Raw genomic sequence first — 15533 nt, forward strand, 5'->3', positions numbered from 1 at the left:
ACAAAAGATACTACTTTCTATTTGTCTCCTATTTAATTTATCTATTAACAAATATTGTAAAAATTAAAGACTTTAATCAATGGGCGTTTTACTGCCAACAAATAGTAGGATAAATAAAAGTAAAGGAGGCTCTTCAAATGAATATTTTGAATCTATCTCAAGATTAAATATGCTTCTATCTGGCTGTATCCTTATGGTTTGTTGGTCAATTATGTATGTTGAAATATATAGACTTACAAAATCCGTCTAGCCATGTGTTATCATGCATGCAATCGAGGATGCTGTTCCTACTGTTTTAGTTACAATAACAGGGATTATTACTCTTACAAACAGTAGTGATTTTTGGTTAAATCCTACTAGCGGGGTCGCTGCTACTGTTTTATTTCTCGGAATTGGAATCGTACTAAGAACTATAAGAATAAAAAGAGAACGACAATTATTCACACAATAAAAAGCAGATAATGAATTCGTCATTATCTGCTTTCCAATTTTTAAAACTACCTTATTATATTTTTTGATACATAAGCCAGTCTCCAGATTCTATCACTTTCTTTAACATCTTTTTATCCTGAGCGATATACACATATGCCTCAATTTCCCTATAAGCAACATATACTGTTTGCGTGATTCGATTATATAAATCAGTCTCCGCATTGCCTTTATATTCTTCTAGTTCATCTAACTTACACAATATCTCATCATTTACTACATAAATTTCTCCATACACCTGTTCTTCAATCGAATAAGTCATGGCCGGATATCCTTCGTTCGTATCAAATAATTTTCCATATGTCCAAGCTCTGTCTGCGATGCATGTTGCACCTAGCATATAATGAGCATTCGTTTGTCCTCTTCTTAACGTTCCATAAACGAAAACATGATACATAAATTCTTATCCCCTTTATATGCCTCTACTTTCTTATTTGTAAATAAGCACGAATCATAAAGTAACTCACTTCATTCGGAAGCTGTTCTTTAATAGATTTCAGACCACCATCTGCATTTTGAACGGCAGTTTCAATAAGAGATTCATACTCTGCTGGAACAAAGCTTTGCCAATCTACTTCCATTCCATCCTCATAGCAGCGAATTAAATGGTTTTCGATTGTTTGTCTTGATAAGTTACGTTCTTTTGCAATCTCATTCAAATCAATACCTTGTTTATACATTTCATACGTTTCTAAATGAGAATTTGCGGACGCTTTTCCTGACTTTTTACGCTCTGAAACTACTTCTGTCTTAATCGTTTCAGCATAATTTGGATTTTCCTTAATAAAATGCTGAACTGCTTGTAAGAAGTGCGAGCCATATTTCACAAGTTTGTGTTCTCCGATACCTTTTACCGTCAACAATTCGGAATCACTTTGCGGCATTTTCACACACATATCTTTTAATGTTTGGTCAGAGAAAATAACGAATGGCGGTACACCTTCTCCTTGTGCAATTTCTTTACGTACTTCACGAAGCACTTCAAATAAAGGATGGTCTTGAACAATTTGTCTTGTCTCTACTCGTTCTTTTCGTAAAACATTCTCTTTACCAAGTAATACTTCTTTCCCTTTTTCAGTTACTTTTAACGTCGGATAAGTGCCATGTTCAACTGCAATTAACTCGTCTGAAATTAAAAACTCAATAAACTCACTGACCTCTTTTACACTACGGTTCGATAAAAGCCCATACGTTGGTAAAGTATGAAAATTAAATTCAATAACTTTCTTATTCTTCGACCCAGTTAATACTTGCGCTATCATTTGCTTTCCAAAGCGTTGGTTCGTTCTAATCATGCATGATAAAACCATTTGTGATTCTCTTGTCACATCGATGCTCTCGCGATTGTCTGTACAATTACCACAGCGTCCACAATCTTCTTTCGGTTCTTCTCCAAAGTATTGCAAAATGAATGATTGTAAACATTGTTCTGTATGACAGTAATCGGTCATATTTTGCAATTTTTCAAGTTCATTTGAAAAACGTGATTCTCCAGTTGATTGATCAATTAAAAAACGCTGTACTTGTACATCTTGAGAAGAATATAACAATATACATGTACTATCTAATCCGTCACGACCAGCACGTCCTGCTTCTTGATAGTAACTTTCCATATTTTTTGGAAGCTGATAATGAATTACGTAACGAATATTCGATTTATCAATACCCATCCCGAATGCAGATGTTGCTACCATTACACTTACTTCATCTCGTAAAAAGAGTTCTTGTTGCTCATTTCGATCAATATCACTCATACCAGCGTGATATTTTGATACAGAAACTCCTGCCTTCATTAAATCTTCATATAACTGATCGACTACTTTTCTAGTAGCTGCATATATAATCCCAGATTCCTTTTGATTTTGACGAATATAATCCGCCAAATATGCATTTCGATCTTGCCCTTTAATAACAGAAAACGATAAGTTTTCACGCTCAAACGTTGTCATAATTGTATTTTCTTGATTAATTTCAAGTGTATTACAAATATCATCACGTACTTGCGGTGTTGCTGTTGCTGTTAATGCTAATACGAGCGGCTTTTCTGGAAGATAATCTAATATGCGATGTATATGTAAATAACTTGGACGGAAATCATGTCCCCACTGTGAAATACAGTGTGCTTCATCAATCGCAATCATAGGGATTTTCATATCGATAAGTTGGTCAACAAACTCCATCGAATCAAGACGCTCAGGCGCCACATAAAGTAACTTGTAATGTCCTTGTTTCGCTAATTGAATTCGCTGATTTGCTTCTGCAATAGATATAGAACTATTAATATATGTAGCTGAAATGCCATTCTGTACCAATGTATCTACTTGATCCTTCATAAGTGATATTAGAGGCGATATAACCAACGTCGTTCCTTCAAATACTAATGCCGGAATTTGATAACAAATCGACTTACCGCCACCGGTTGGCATAATACAAACCGTATCTTTCCCATCTAGTACATTTTTAATTGTTTCATCTTGTCCTCTTCGAAACGAAGAATAACCAAAGTAGGACGCTAAAAGTTCTTGTGCTTTAGTAAACAAAAAAGAGTCACCTGCTTTTCTTTATCTTTCATCTACTTCTATTATATCAATCACTTATGCGACTTGAAAGGGATGATTAGATGCTTATTGTTTTTTCATTATTCTATGTTTCTTCACTTATTTAATATGAATTAGCATCATTATTTTATATGTTTTACAGCATTTATAACGTAAATCCAGTACACAAGAAGAAAGATTTTCAATTTAAATGTTCATTTTATTTCCCTTTCTTGAATACTACTAATCGTATACATATAAATTCAGGAGGTTACTATATGAATCATCGTAATATGAGTTCCATCAAGGCAAAAACGAAAACACAAAAGCCCCAATTCTCTAATAATGATGCGTGGAAATATGAATCATACTATAAGTATCAGGCATTATTCTCTTATAAAAAGCTTTTTAATTTTCTTTCTCAACTTTTTAGACGTTAATATATGCACAAAAAATATATTATTCACAGAAGTTTTCTCAATATTAAACGTATAGACTTACTACAATTGAATTGTTAACATATATAATAATCTGTTGGATAAACCCCTTAAGTTGACCTGCTTATATTAGCAGGTCTTTTTCATGATTACATACTTCTGTGCACCTCAATCTCACTTCCACTTCTTTTCTCCATTTTATAACCATATTTAAATTCCAACAATTAATGATAATCATAAATTGTTGGGATTTAAATTGTTCACATATAATTATGCAATTCTTCTTTCTCAATACACAAAAGTCATTTTACTTGTTACTATAAAAGTACTCCAGATGAGTTTTTGCTCATCGACATTATCTAGTTATTGGGACCTGCCGCGGGAAGCAGGTCCCTTTGACTGTATTAAGGTACCAATTTCATTTGGACACATTTACCAGGTTTTTTCAAAAGAATTTTATGATAACATTACGTAGTCGAGTCCGACATCTCGGCAATACCCTTTTGAGGGTCTGCAACTTCCCTTGCAGACCCTATTTTACTTTATATTCACTTTATTCATATATACCACAACATCATTCACCTAATTTCTCCATTTCAAATTCCCTAAAAATAATCTAGGACACGTAACTAAAAATAAATGTTTATCATACTTTGAGTTATACATGTTCAAAGGAGTGTTACTATTTATGTATTCTTATTGGCAATCGTATTACTCCCCCTACCATAACCCTTATGTAAACTATGATTTATCCGTACGGAACTACCGAATTAGTAAAAATGAGAATTTTTTAAAAGGGTATATGCGTTCTTTATGGGAACAACACGTCGCTTGGACGAGATTGGCTATTGTAAGTATAGTATTTAATTTACCAGATGTTAACGTTACTGTTGGGCGACTTCTACAAAACGCAACACATATGGGACTATCACTTGAACCATTTTACGGTGAAGATGCAGTGAAAAAATATAGTGCATTAATTAAAGATCACTTAGTAATTGCAGCGGATCTTGTTAAAGCCGCAAAAGCTGGTAATCAAAATGCAGCGGCCGCTATAGAGAAAAAATGGTACGCTAATGGTGACGCAATTATTGAATTTCTTAACAGTATCAACCCATATATAGATAAAGAAGAATTTAGAAGAATGTTTTATGAACATTTAGCACTAACGAAAGCAGAAGCACTTGCCTTCCTAAATAAAGATTATGAAGCAGGAGTAGAACTTTACGATAAAATTGAAAAAGAAGCATTAGAAATGGCCGACATGATAACAAACGCAATCGTAAAACAATTCCCGCAAGTATTTCAATAAAGTGAAACTTTAATCAGAGTAGGTATTACTACTAAGTAATACTTGATAAAAATAAGTCGATTTCCCAACATAAATCGGCTTATTTAGTTTTCTCTCCATAATATTTCACCTCTCCTCTTTACATTTAGCTTATATCGATATATTTTATTAATATCCGTTTTTTATAGGAGGAAATAGTTTGATTAACGCGATTGGTCTAGTTTTTATACTTACAAATAAACACGAGAAAAAAAAGAAAGTTTACTTAAATGAAAAATTTGCACTAATAGATATTATTGATTCTAAAGAAGTATTTGATAATGAAGGGAATCCTTTAGTAGAACTAACATGTAAATACAGTATATATTTAGATGAAAAATATTACTGTAAATCTCTCGATGATTATACTGGACAAGTATTTCCTTTCTTAAGTGCAAAAATAGGAAAAGGTCTTCTAAGAAACTTAAACTACTACTTTTCTTACGTTGATGCCTATGATAAGAAACCACCAGTTAAAGAAATAAGACCACTTATGAAACAAGTAACTAACAGATAGCCAAAAATACAAAAAAGAAAGCATCTAACTCTGGATGTTTTCTTTTTTATTGAAAATTCATTAACTTTCCTACTCTTCTAAAAGTCTGTATCCAAGCATATTTTAAATTAAAAACATTGGAGGATTAGAGTGAATGAAATACTCAGAAACAATTATAAGCAAACGACTTCGAATACTTAAAATGACGGGTATGTTTTTCATGCTAGTGTTAATAGCATGGATTGGCTATACAAAATTACTTTATGAAAACGGCTTTCTTCAAGAAAAAAAGAATTCAGTAGAAGTAATGAACACTAGCATTACAGGAGAAATAGAGCAGCTTTTTCATATAAACTTGCAAGGTTATCGAAAAACAAGCCTTGATGCTGTTATAGAAGCCAGTAAAACCGATCCAAGTGAACTATCCTTAATTGAACTAGTCAACAAATCCTGTTCGCGAGATTGCATAGGTGAACCAGTTACATATGTAAACTCAAACAATGGATATATCTTTTATAAGGAATCTAATGGAACTAATGTAGCTATAACGGTTAAAAAGAAAGACACATGGGTAATTGTAAAGAAATCTGTTCAAGATGGAATATAATCACCCCAAAAAAGAGTACGCATCGTACTCTTTTTTATTATTAATACCCTTCCTCTTCATGCCTACAATGGCATTTCGCTTTTGTTTTACAATGACATTTTTCACACTCACACTTCGGTTTCTCTTTGCAACAACACTCGTGAAAATCATTGCGCTTACATCTACATCTCCCAAACATTAAATCATCCCAAAATTTATTACAATCTTGAAAATGTCCACAATGACAAGTATTTCTCATAAATATGCTTCCTCCTTGATAGAATTCATCATATTCTATGTTTGAAAGTATACAAAGGTTTGTTTATTAGTCTATTTTCTCCATATTATAAGTAGAGTTAAAAGATTAAATAAAAATAAAAACCGTCACATGACGGCTCTTATTTTTATTTAGCAAACTACTCTTTTGTATAAAAATATTTAATTCCTTTCATATCTAACCAAGCAGTTGCTTTGTCCAGTTCGTTCCCTTGACGATAATCTGTTTCGAAATACACAAGCCCTTGGTTATCTCCACGAGATATTATTTTAGAAGTATATCCAAGCTTATCCATCATTTGAATCATGTCAGAAATTAAATTTACACCAAATTCATAAGTAACTACTTTGTTATATTTATTCACTATAATTCCAACCCCTTCTTGTTTTTTTATCGGCTCAACAATTTGATTTGTAAACCAAGCTAACGGCTTATTTCCAATCAGCTTATTTAAATCACACTTGCCGATACCAGCCACATTGCCTGTCTCTGTGTATTGCCAAATATCACATGGATACGCCGGTTTGTTACCACCATAACGAGGAATCCATACAAAATCACAATTGACATTTGCCATTCCAAATGGAGCATACATATGATGAGCAATATATAAACCGACTTTCTTAGCTCCTAATCTGCGTAATTCATCAATAAAAGCTTGTGCACCCGCTCTCATATCGTTCATTGTTCTTACTTCTACGTCAGCTACCCAAACTGTTGCATTTTTATCACCACGGTTCCAAAAGTCTCTTGCTTCTATCCGTGCATCCTCTACTGAAACGAAACGACAGAACGCATAATTACCAAACGGAATATTCCTTGCTTTCATTGCTTGTACATAATTTTTATATAAAGGATCTACATAGTTTGAACCATCTTGCACACGTACAATTACGAAATCTAATTGTGGTGCTGCGATATCCCAGTTAATGTCGCCATTCCATTTCGAAATATCTACAATATAACCCATTATTTAACATCTCCTTTTTCATTATTATATTCAAAGCTTGTTTTTTTGTTATTATCAACTAATAAATAGTATGAGAGGTATTATATTATTGGGTAATAATTTAAAATTCGGCTTATGTATTGAGAAAACAAAATATTATTACGGGTTTAATAAGTAAAGATTTACAAAACTCTAAACTATATAAAGTGAAACGATAATTAGTAGGAGGCTACGAGCAGTGTAATTCCCACCTAATTTCTTAGCTTCATCCGAATTTTGAGGTGAGAATTTTACCGCCCACAAATAGCTTGATAAATAAAACCACCTTTCTGACAGGTGGTTTTGTGTACTAATTTACATATAAATTGTCCATATTTTTATAGTTACTTAATATACTTGTTAACTAAAAATAAGACAATTTTTAGTTTTTAATCAAACCAATTTTCGTTTTATCTCACGTACTCATAGTACCATTTACGTGCATCTAACCAAGCTGTAAATTTATCGATATTCCCGGACGGATAGCCATTCGTTATAGCATAACCAATGCCATCTTTTTGAACGACAATTTGTCCATCAATACCCGCATCAACCATAGCTTGAGCCAAAGCTTGTAAATTACTAAATGCTACACCACCAGTTTTTACTTTGAGCAAATTCGCTGCACCTCCTCCAGTTTGTCCTGTAAGAGCAAATACAATAGAATTAGCGATTTTATCAACATTCCATTTTGCCATGTCGGATTCATTATCAATAAACCCTAATTCAATAAGAATAGCCGGTGCCTTCGTTCCATTTAATACTGCTAAATCTGTACGTTGTTTCGCACCTCGATCACGCCATCCAATATCTTTTGCTAGTTGAGCTGAGATTTTAGCCGCCAAATCTTTCTGATCATAATATAAAACCTCAACACCCTGTCCATTTCCATCACTTGCATTAAGATGAAAAGAAATAACTAAATCCACAGCATGGGAATTGCTATTCCGAATGATATTATTTAAATTTTGTGATTGAGTTGCCCCTACCTCGTCCGTATCGTCATAAACCGTGTGTCCTAGGGCTCTTAACTTAGCCGCCACGGCATCTTTAACTTGCCTATCTAGAACGTGTTCTTTCCGATTCCCGAAATTAGCACCTTGAACAATACTATTGTGTCCTCCGTGCAAACTATATCTAGCCATTATTCATCAACATCTCCTTTCTTAATATCTTATTCAAAACTTGTCTTATTGCTATTCCCACTTACAATCTTAACTGTGCCCATACGTCCTATATTTTCTAAAAGTGACGCAATTTGTTTTCGATATAGAAAAGCTATCGCTTCATAAATCGAATGATTTATTCTCTAAATTACTTTTACATGAATGACGACACGAACAAAAAAGCATCACCCTTTCGACGATGCCTAAAAACTCTATTTTACTTTTCAGCTCCCTAAATAAATAGAGTTTAAAATCACTGAAACTACACCTATATTTCCTCCCCTTCCTTCACAGCTTCTTTCAACCTCTGCAACATATACCCAATTCCTTTACACCCCTCTAGCGGATATGTAATCATTTCTTCTGGATATAACTTTGTCACTACTTTTTTATGCTTCTTCCCTGCTAGTAAGACGATTTCGTCAAACTGTAGTAAACTTTTATCTACCATCTGTTTTTGTAATTGCTCTATACTTATTACCTCATCGCTTTTTGAATCAAATGCAAGATCATAGTTTTCTAATACAATATCACTTGGTCTTAAAAATCCATGTTTCGCTGATAATATAACCCAGTTTTCGAAAAACATAGTTGCGTACGCCTGACATGCTTTTCCGAACGGACTAATATATACATCTTTTGCTTCCATCGGTCCGTAGTCTGAATGTTTATCCCAAATTTTCTTTTTTCCGCATGGAATTATACATAGCCTTTTCATATATATTTCTACTCCCTTTACTTTGGTAAATAAAATTCGTTATTTTGTACATTTTTTTCTCGAAATACTATATAATAATTCTGAAAGTTAAAATTACACATTTTACCATATGCGTACTATAGATTACTCTCATTGCAAATATTATAATACCATAAAAAATTTTTCATTTTTTCTTCAAAATAATGAGGCTAAATTATAATACAAGTATGTATTAATAAAACAATAAGGGAGGTTCATAAAAATGAAAAATATTATCCCTGCACTATTAGTCTATTTTATCGTTTGCGTTATTTCCGTTATCATCCCAGCATCTGAAGGCTATAATTATGTCGGCTGGAAGTTATTTGTTGGGCAAGTGTATGCGATACCTATTTTCTTCATTACTACGATAATCACATTTTATATAAACAAGAAAAAATCTTACGAATAAACGATTATAAGGATAGCTAACGCTATCCTTATTTTAATTCGTTAATCAAAACTTTATATCCTTTCTTCTAAAAAGTTAAACGCAACATCTGTATTTCAGCGTTTAAACGCAGTTCCTCCGAAATCCAGCTCTCTAATTTTGAAACAGATGCAATATTTTTTCAAAAAGCCCCTGTAATTTACTTTTCAATACTTCCATATCATTAAGCATACACAATGCGACTGTTTAAAAGTTAAAAATTTCTGCTTATTATAAATAAAAAAGGACAAGTAGCCAATCTGACTACTTGTCCTTACTGTTCATCTGTACGCAATACGATTAAGCTTGGAATGCTTCTGTTAATACTGGTACGATTTGTTTTTTACGAGATACAACACCTTTTAAAGTAGCTGTATTGTTTTCTAGTGATACGTTGTATGCTTTCTCAACAACGTTTGCTGCTTTACCGATCGCAAGACCGACAGAATCGTTAGTTAAGATATCAGTTACAACGAATAAGAATAGGTCTAAACCTTTTTCTTCTACTACTGCAGAAATTACTTTTTCAAGTTCCGCTTGGTGTACAAGAACGTCGTTTGTATCAACAGCGTTTACTTGTGCAATTTCAACTTTCGCATTACCCATTTGGAATTCTTTAGCATCAAGAGAGATTAATTGCTCCATTGTTTTTCCGCTTAAGTCAGCACCAGCTTTTAACATTTCTAAGCCGTAGTTATCTGCATCTACACCAGCGATTTCCGCTAATTCACGAGCAGCTGCTACATCTTGTTCTGTGCAAGTTGGAGATTTGAATAGTAAAGAATCTGAAATGATTGCAGATAACATTAAACCTGCAACTTCTTTACGAATTGTTACGCCATTTTCTTTGTACATTTTGTTTAAGATTGTAGCTGTACAGCCAACTGGCTCACAACGATAGTATATAGGATCGCTTGTTTCAAAGTTAGCAATACGGTGATGGTCAATAACTTCTAACACACGAACTGATTCGATATCGTTAGCACTTTGTTGACGCTCGTTATGGTCAACTAAAATAACGTTGTCCACTTCGCTTGCTACTGTCTCAACAAAACGCGGTCCTTCTACTTTAAAATAGTCTAACGCAAATTGAGTTTCACCGCTGATTTCGCCTAAACGTACAGGCTCAGCATTCATTCCTAATTCTTTTTTCAATTCTGCATAAGCAATTGCAGAACAAATTGCATCTGTATCTGGGTTTTTATGCCCGAAAACTAGTACTTTTTCCATGTTTTCCACCTCTTCATGAAAAGGATATCTTAAAGAAGCAAATATGACAATATTTAAAGCATATTTTTTTATAAATAATTGCACTTTCTTCTATATTTTTCATCATTTTCATAAAAAAAATCATCTAAAATGAATTAGATGATCGAAATGTATGTTTCAATTAAAATAATGTAGGAGCTTGCACTACATTGTTAAAAGCGAAATTTGAGGATAAGCCATTATTCAAAAGGTTTACATCTATAACTTGATAAAACGCATTTCCAGTGTCTGCAATTTCCCAAACAGCTAAAATAAGATGGTATCCACTACGGTCAGTTGGTACATTCGCTTCGTGCGTTACTGTTGTCCCTGGTCTAGCTCCACCGTCATTTTTCACATAGAATGGCACTAAATCTAAATCTGATCGCGTCAAAGGTTTATTGGGATTCCAACCTTTTTTCGTAATATAGTATTTCCACTCTTTCGTACTATGAGGAGCCGTTAGTTTCCACTTGAATGTATTCGTCCCGCCATTTAACGTAACTTTCTTCCACCTATCTACAGTTTGAACATCTAAAGTGGGAAAATGACCAGCCCCTGCAATTTGTCCATCAGAAGGTCCTAGTTGCGGAAATCCACCTATTCCTTCTACGCTTTGAGGTTCATATTGAATCGGTCCACAATTTACATTTACCCCTTGCTTACATAAATAAGATCGGCTCGCTGGTGATTCTACATATCCATGAGCTGAAGCCTTTTCTGAAAATCCAAATGTTAATAATCCCGTAAGTAATACGCCACCACTTAAAATAACTTTCTTCATCTTTTGTAAACTATTCTTTTTCATTCTTTCATCCCCTTCCCATAATAAAGCGAAAATAACTATAGTTGGCTAGTCATCTTCTCTACATTTATTATAAGACGAGAATCATTACTAAAAGAACCCTCTAAAAACTTTCTCAAATTCATTTAGTGCGTTAATTAGATTATAATTAACTATTTTAACACCGCCAGAAAAATATAGACGGTGTTAAAAATAGTCGTTTATTATTCACTTACTAATAATTAAGCACTCTCCCCGTTTGATTATAACTTAAATGTTTTTATAATAAAGAACCGTAGCATCTAACTTTCCATTCGTAGAAATTGCATACCCTGGTATTGTTCCAACTTCTTGGTAGTCTAGTGATTTGTACAATTTATTGGAAGGATCTCCTTCTCTTGTATCTAATACTAAAAGAGACCTGTTTTCTTGCTTTGCTCGTTCCTCTGCTTTTTGCATAAGCGATCGTCCAATACCGTTTCGTCTAAAGTTTGGATGAGTCATTAATTTGCAAATCTCGGCTCTATGAATTCCGTTAGGCTTAGTAACTAATTGTAATTGAATACTCCCTGCTACTTCGTTGTTTATTTTAGCCACATACAATATCACTTCTGGCGCTAATACTGTTTGCCAATACTTTGTTGCATCTTTTTGTTCCAGTGGAGGCAAAAAACCAATTGATGCCCCATCATTTACAACCATTTTCAAAAGTTTCGAAAGTTCTTCTATATCATTTTCTAGTTTCTTAATTTCTTCAATTACTAAATTCCGCATTACTTTTCCCCCTTTTGTTTCATTGTAACAATTTTTAAAGAAGGAATAATGAAATAATAAGAGGAATTTATAGTTAAGATATGATTTTTTGTGAAAGGATAACGATATGAAATATATATTAGATAGAACGTACGCAAAAGAATTACTCGAATGGGCATATGAACAAAACCCGGGCCCTTGGTTTGAACATTCACTACATGTTGCTCATGCAACTGAAAACATAATTATAGAACTTATAAAAAAAGGGTACAAGCTAGATGCTGACATAGCATATAACGCTGCCCTTTTGCATGATATCGGAAGATACAAAGGTTTTACCAAATCGGTCATTCATTCCTATGATGGTTATATGTATATGAATGATTTAGGGTATACAGGAAACGCTGTTATTTGTGTGACACACTCATTCCCATGCAAAAATGAACATATAGATATCGCAGCGGAATGGAGTCTCGTTCCTGACCATATGAGAAGCCGGTTAGTTGAAATATTAAATGAACATTGTAACTACGACTTATACAATAAAGTAATTACTCTTTTTGACGCTCTTGCTGATGCGGATGGCTTTACTACGCTGGAAAGAAGATTAATTTCTGTTGGTTTGCGTCATGGTACAACATCTCATACATCTTTACATTGGAAAGGGTTTTATGCGATTAAGAAAGAATTAGAAGCTTTAATCGGTAAGAGTATATACACAGTTCTTCCTGATGTAGAAAAATCTATTTATGAAGATATAGAATATTAAAGTAAATACAAATTGAAAACGATAAACTTTGTATGTATGTTTCTAAAAGACTCTTTCAAAAATGGAGGGATTTCTTATTAGTAAAATAGGATTTGACTTGATAAACCTTGAGGGGAATTTTGAATTTGGATATGAAGATATAAAAAAGATTTCTATAAGATGTAAATTTTCTAACTGTTCACATACAAACGAACCAAACTGCGCGGTTAAAAGAGCTATCTCTGACGGTGCTCTTTCTGAAGAAGTAGTTAACAGTTACTATAGAGATTTTAATGAGGCACATTATGTTTCTAAACAGAAAAATAAAACAAAAGCCATTGATTATATGAAGCAATTGAAGCTTTTTACAAAACCTTAAAATTAAATAAATAGTTGTTATTTCTCATTCCTACTAAATTTAAAATTCTCCCATTATTGTATAACCATAAATTGAACCCATCCTAGATAATTTTTATACTCAAATTTAATTTCACATAAAAAACGTTTTAAACATAAAGTTTAAAACGTTTTTTTATTCAATGCTTTTGATTTTTCAATTCTGTTAAACACTCTTGCACTAAAGTTACCGCTTGACTCATCGCAGCTCCGCCAGCAAATGCTGCTGAAACACCACATGCTTCTAGAATCTCTTTATCCGAACATCCTTGATCAAGACAACCTTTTGTATGATAAATTGTACAATACTCATCTTGCGTTGCTAAACTAATTCCTAATGCAATAAGTTGTTTTTCTCTTTTTGTTAAAGAACCCTCTTGAAAACAAGCTTGCGTGAACGCATTATATGTCTCAGCGATTTCAGGAATTTGATTTGTAAAACTACCTATACCTTCTTTATAATGATGTAGAATATCATTTATCGAACTATGTTGCTCATGTTCCATCTTATTCCCTCCAGTCATATTATCCATACTTATTGTAGTATGTGATGAAATGGAGGCAATATACCTTCTTTTAAATTAAGAATTTTCAATTAATTTTAGTTATAATTTTAAATTATCATCGACAATAACTTTTTCTCTAGAACTTTTTCTTTCAACCTCTTTACTTCTTTCTTCCCAAAATGTTAATCCTTCAATCCCCACATTTTTAGGATTAAATACTGGATCTTTCCCTTCTTTTTTCTGCGTTTCATAATCTTTTAACACTTTTAATGCGGTTTTACTTAAAAGTAAGATTGCGATTAAGTTTAACCATGCCATACTACCGATTCCTAAATCTCCAAGATTCCATAAAAGCGACGCTGATTCAACGCTACCGATGTAAACCATAATTAAAAATCCAAATTTTAAAACTGGTTTTAACCAGCCATACTTCAGTTGACGATCTAAATAAGTAAGTGTCGTTTCAGCGATATAGTAATAAGCGAGTAACGTTGTAAATGCAAAAAAGAAAATCGCAATTGAAATAAATATTGGACCAAACCCTGTTATCACAGTTTCAACTGCTTGTTGTGTATAAATTGGACCAGCTTCCACATTTCCTATGTTTTGTACAATGGCGGTTTTCCCTTCAGGTATAACATTATACATACCTGTTATTAAAATCATAAGAGCTGTCGCTGTACATACGACAATTGTATCGATATATACGGAAAACGCTTGAACTAATCCTTGTTTTGCGGGATGCGATACTTCAGCAGCCGCCGAACTATACGTCGCTTCTCCGACACCAGCAACGTTTGAAAATACAGCGCGTTTTACGCCCCATGCAATAGCTGCACCAACAATTCCACCAAACATTTCATTTACACCAAATGCGCTAGAGAAAATTAAAGCAAACATACTTGGAATCTCCGTTACATTCGCAATTAATATGATACATGTAACAATTACATAACCAATTGCCATAAATGGAACAAGCATTTGAGAAACGCCAGCAATTCTCTTTACACCACCAAAAATAATTGCTGCTAGTAACACGACTAAAAATATACCAGTTATATATTTGCTAATACCATTAGAGTTTTCAAATCCAACTGCGATACTACTAGATTGAATACCTGCTAATAACACGCCATATGAAAGTGTTACAACTACTGCTACAATGACTGCAAACCATTTCATTTTCAAACCTTTCTCAATGAAATATGGAGTACCGCCGCGATATTCATTCCCTACTTTACTTTTGTATACTTGAGATAATGTTGATTCTACAAACGCGCTCGCTGCCCCTAACAAAGCCATTACCCACATCCAAAATACAGCTCCAGGACCGCCGAAAGCAATTGCTGTCGCTACCCCTGCAATATTACCAATTCCAACTCTTCCTGATAAGGCTAAACAAAATGCCTGAAAAGATGATATTCCCGTCTCTGAACTCTTTCCTTCAAATAATAGTTTAATCATCTCTTTAAAATAACGGATTTGCAAAAAGCGTGTTGCAATCGTGAAATATACGCCTGCCCCTAATGCAAAAACAACTAAACCGATACCCCACACTTGCCCTACTAACCATTCTACTAAATTCTCCATCCAAATCCCCCTTATCATTCTTTGGAAAAGCAATTT

Annotated in this window: 18 protein-coding genes and 1 pseudogene; 8 read left to right on the forward strand and 11 right to left on the reverse strand. The window is 33.5% G+C overall.

What is annotated here, in order from left to right; all coding sequences use genetic code 11:
* Nucleotides 1–136 precede the first annotated feature (136 nt).
* Nucleotides 137–451 (forward strand): annotated as a pseudogene (locus ACTFRH_RS10165) (CPBP family intramembrane glutamate endopeptidase); the annotation flags it as partial.
* 54 nt (nt 452–505) lie between these two features.
* Here ACTFRH_RS10165 and ACTFRH_RS10170 read toward each other — a convergent pair.
* Together ACTFRH_RS10170 and recQ are read right to left on the reverse strand one after the other, a co-directional pair.
* Nucleotides 506–886 carry a gamma-glutamylcyclotransferase family protein gene (locus tag ACTFRH_RS10170; RefSeq protein WP_000274903.1) on the reverse strand — a complete coding sequence of 127 codons (381 nt, stop codon included), beginning with the start codon at nt 884–886 and terminating at the stop codon, nt 506–508.
* Nucleotides 887–911: 25 nt separating this feature from the next.
* The gene (recQ, locus tag ACTFRH_RS10175) at nt 912–3029 is read right to left on the reverse strand and encodes a DNA helicase RecQ (RefSeq protein ID WP_000494267.1); all 2118 of its coding nucleotides are present in this window, start codon (nt 3027–3029) and stop codon (nt 912–914) included.
* Nucleotides 3030–3304: 275 nt separating this feature from the next.
* Between recQ and ACTFRH_RS10180 the strand changes: the two genes are divergently transcribed.
* The 4 genes from ACTFRH_RS10180 (at nt 3305) to ACTFRH_RS10195 (ending at nt 5896) form a co-directional block, all read left to right on the forward strand.
* A complete protein-coding gene (locus ACTFRH_RS10180) occupies nt 3305–3466 on the forward strand; it encodes a hypothetical protein (RefSeq protein ID WP_001016536.1) in 162 nt (53 codons plus the stop codon).
* Between the two features lie 685 nt (nt 3467–4151).
* The gene (locus ACTFRH_RS10185) at nt 4152–4775 is read left to right on the forward strand and encodes a hypothetical protein (RefSeq protein ID WP_000287737.1); all 624 of its coding nucleotides are present in this window, start codon (nt 4152–4154) and stop codon (nt 4773–4775) included.
* A gap of 178 nt (nt 4776–4953) precedes the next feature.
* The gene (locus ACTFRH_RS10190) at nt 4954–5310 is read left to right on the forward strand and encodes a hypothetical protein (RefSeq protein WP_000606234.1); all 357 of its coding nucleotides are present in this window, start codon (nt 4954–4956) and stop codon (nt 5308–5310) included.
* Between the two features lie 133 nt (nt 5311–5443).
* Nucleotides 5444–5896, forward strand: a complete 453-nt coding sequence (locus tag ACTFRH_RS10195) for a hypothetical protein (protein WP_000877572.1) — start codon at nt 5444–5446, stop codon at nt 5894–5896.
* On the opposite strand, the gene ACTFRH_RS10200 is transcribed toward ACTFRH_RS10195, so the two are convergent.
* The 4 genes from ACTFRH_RS10200 to ACTFRH_RS10215 all read right to left on the reverse strand — a co-directional run bounded on the left by ACTFRH_RS10200 (nt 5897) and on the right by ACTFRH_RS10215 (nt 9024).
* Nucleotides 5897–6070 (reverse strand): hypothetical protein, encoded by a 174-nt coding sequence (locus ACTFRH_RS10200; protein ID WP_000503012.1) that lies wholly within the window; start codon nt 6068–6070, stop codon nt 5897–5899.
* Between the two features lie 221 nt (nt 6071–6291).
* On the reverse strand, nt 6292–7122 hold the full coding sequence (locus tag ACTFRH_RS10205; protein ID WP_000540620.1) for a GH25 family lysozyme: 831 nt from the start codon (nt 7120–7122) through the stop codon (nt 6292–6294).
* Between the two features lie 428 nt (nt 7123–7550).
* A complete protein-coding gene (locus tag ACTFRH_RS10210; protein ID WP_000135279.1) occupies nt 7551–8285 on the reverse strand; it encodes an N-acetylmuramoyl-L-alanine amidase in 735 nt (244 codons plus the stop codon).
* A 289-nt stretch (nt 8286–8574) separates the two neighbouring features.
* Complete coding sequence (locus ACTFRH_RS10215) at nt 8575–9024, reverse strand: DUF6884 domain-containing protein (RefSeq protein WP_000824872.1); 450 nt, start codon at nt 9022–9024, stop codon at nt 8575–8577.
* A 241-nt stretch (nt 9025–9265) separates the two neighbouring features.
* On the opposite strand from ACTFRH_RS10215, the gene ACTFRH_RS10220 reads away from it, so the two are divergent.
* Complete coding sequence (locus tag ACTFRH_RS10220; protein WP_000789486.1) at nt 9266–9454, forward strand: DUF4017 family protein; 189 nt, start codon at nt 9266–9268, stop codon at nt 9452–9454.
* A 318-nt stretch (nt 9455–9772) separates the two neighbouring features.
* Here the strand turns inward: ACTFRH_RS10220 and ppaC are convergent, their stop codons facing one another.
* The 3 genes from ppaC to ACTFRH_RS10235 form a co-directional block, all read right to left on the reverse strand.
* Nucleotides 9773–10702: a manganese-dependent inorganic pyrophosphatase gene (gene ppaC / locus ACTFRH_RS10225; protein WP_000416865.1), complete on the reverse strand. Its 930-nt coding sequence runs from the start codon at nt 10700–10702 to the stop codon at nt 9773–9775.
* 160 nt (nt 10703–10862) lie between these two features.
* Nucleotides 10863–11528, reverse strand: a complete 666-nt coding sequence (locus ACTFRH_RS10230; protein WP_000742283.1) for a lytic polysaccharide monooxygenase — start codon at nt 11526–11528, stop codon at nt 10863–10865.
* A gap of 246 nt (nt 11529–11774) precedes the next feature.
* Nucleotides 11775–12278 carry a GNAT family N-acetyltransferase gene (locus ACTFRH_RS10235; protein ID WP_001245253.1) on the reverse strand — a complete coding sequence of 168 codons (504 nt, stop codon included), beginning with the start codon at nt 12276–12278 and terminating at the stop codon, nt 11775–11777.
* Between the two features lie 106 nt (nt 12279–12384).
* Between ACTFRH_RS10235 and ACTFRH_RS10240 the strand changes: the two genes are divergently transcribed.
* Both ACTFRH_RS10240 and ACTFRH_RS10245 read left to right on the forward strand, forming a co-directional pair.
* Entirely contained in the window at nt 12385–13026 is a 642-nt protein-coding gene (locus ACTFRH_RS10240) for an HD domain-containing protein (RefSeq protein WP_000874110.1), read from the forward strand.
* Nucleotides 13027–13087: 61 nt separating this feature from the next.
* Nucleotides 13088–13384, forward strand: a complete 297-nt coding sequence (locus ACTFRH_RS10245) for a hypothetical protein (RefSeq protein WP_000398279.1) — start codon at nt 13088–13090, stop codon at nt 13382–13384.
* Between the two features lie 157 nt (nt 13385–13541).
* Here ACTFRH_RS10245 and ACTFRH_RS10250 read toward each other — a convergent pair whose 3' ends face one another.
* Both ACTFRH_RS10250 and ACTFRH_RS10255 read right to left on the reverse strand, forming a co-directional pair.
* Nucleotides 13542–13934: a carboxymuconolactone decarboxylase family protein gene (locus ACTFRH_RS10250; protein WP_002005224.1), complete on the reverse strand. Its 393-nt coding sequence runs from the start codon at nt 13932–13934 to the stop codon at nt 13542–13544.
* A gap of 72 nt (nt 13935–14006) precedes the next feature.
* The gene (locus ACTFRH_RS10255) at nt 14007–15497 is read right to left on the reverse strand and encodes an alanine/glycine:cation symporter family protein (protein ID WP_000429509.1); all 1491 of its coding nucleotides are present in this window, start codon (nt 15495–15497) and stop codon (nt 14007–14009) included.
* Nucleotides 15498–15533: the final 36 nt, after the last annotated feature.

Origin of the sequence: Bacillus cereus group sp. MYBK216-1 (assembly GCF_051916495.1) — a bacterium.
GTDB classification, from domain to species: domain Bacteria; phylum Bacillota; class Bacilli; order Bacillales; family Bacillaceae_G; genus Bacillus_A; species Bacillus_A thuringiensis_K.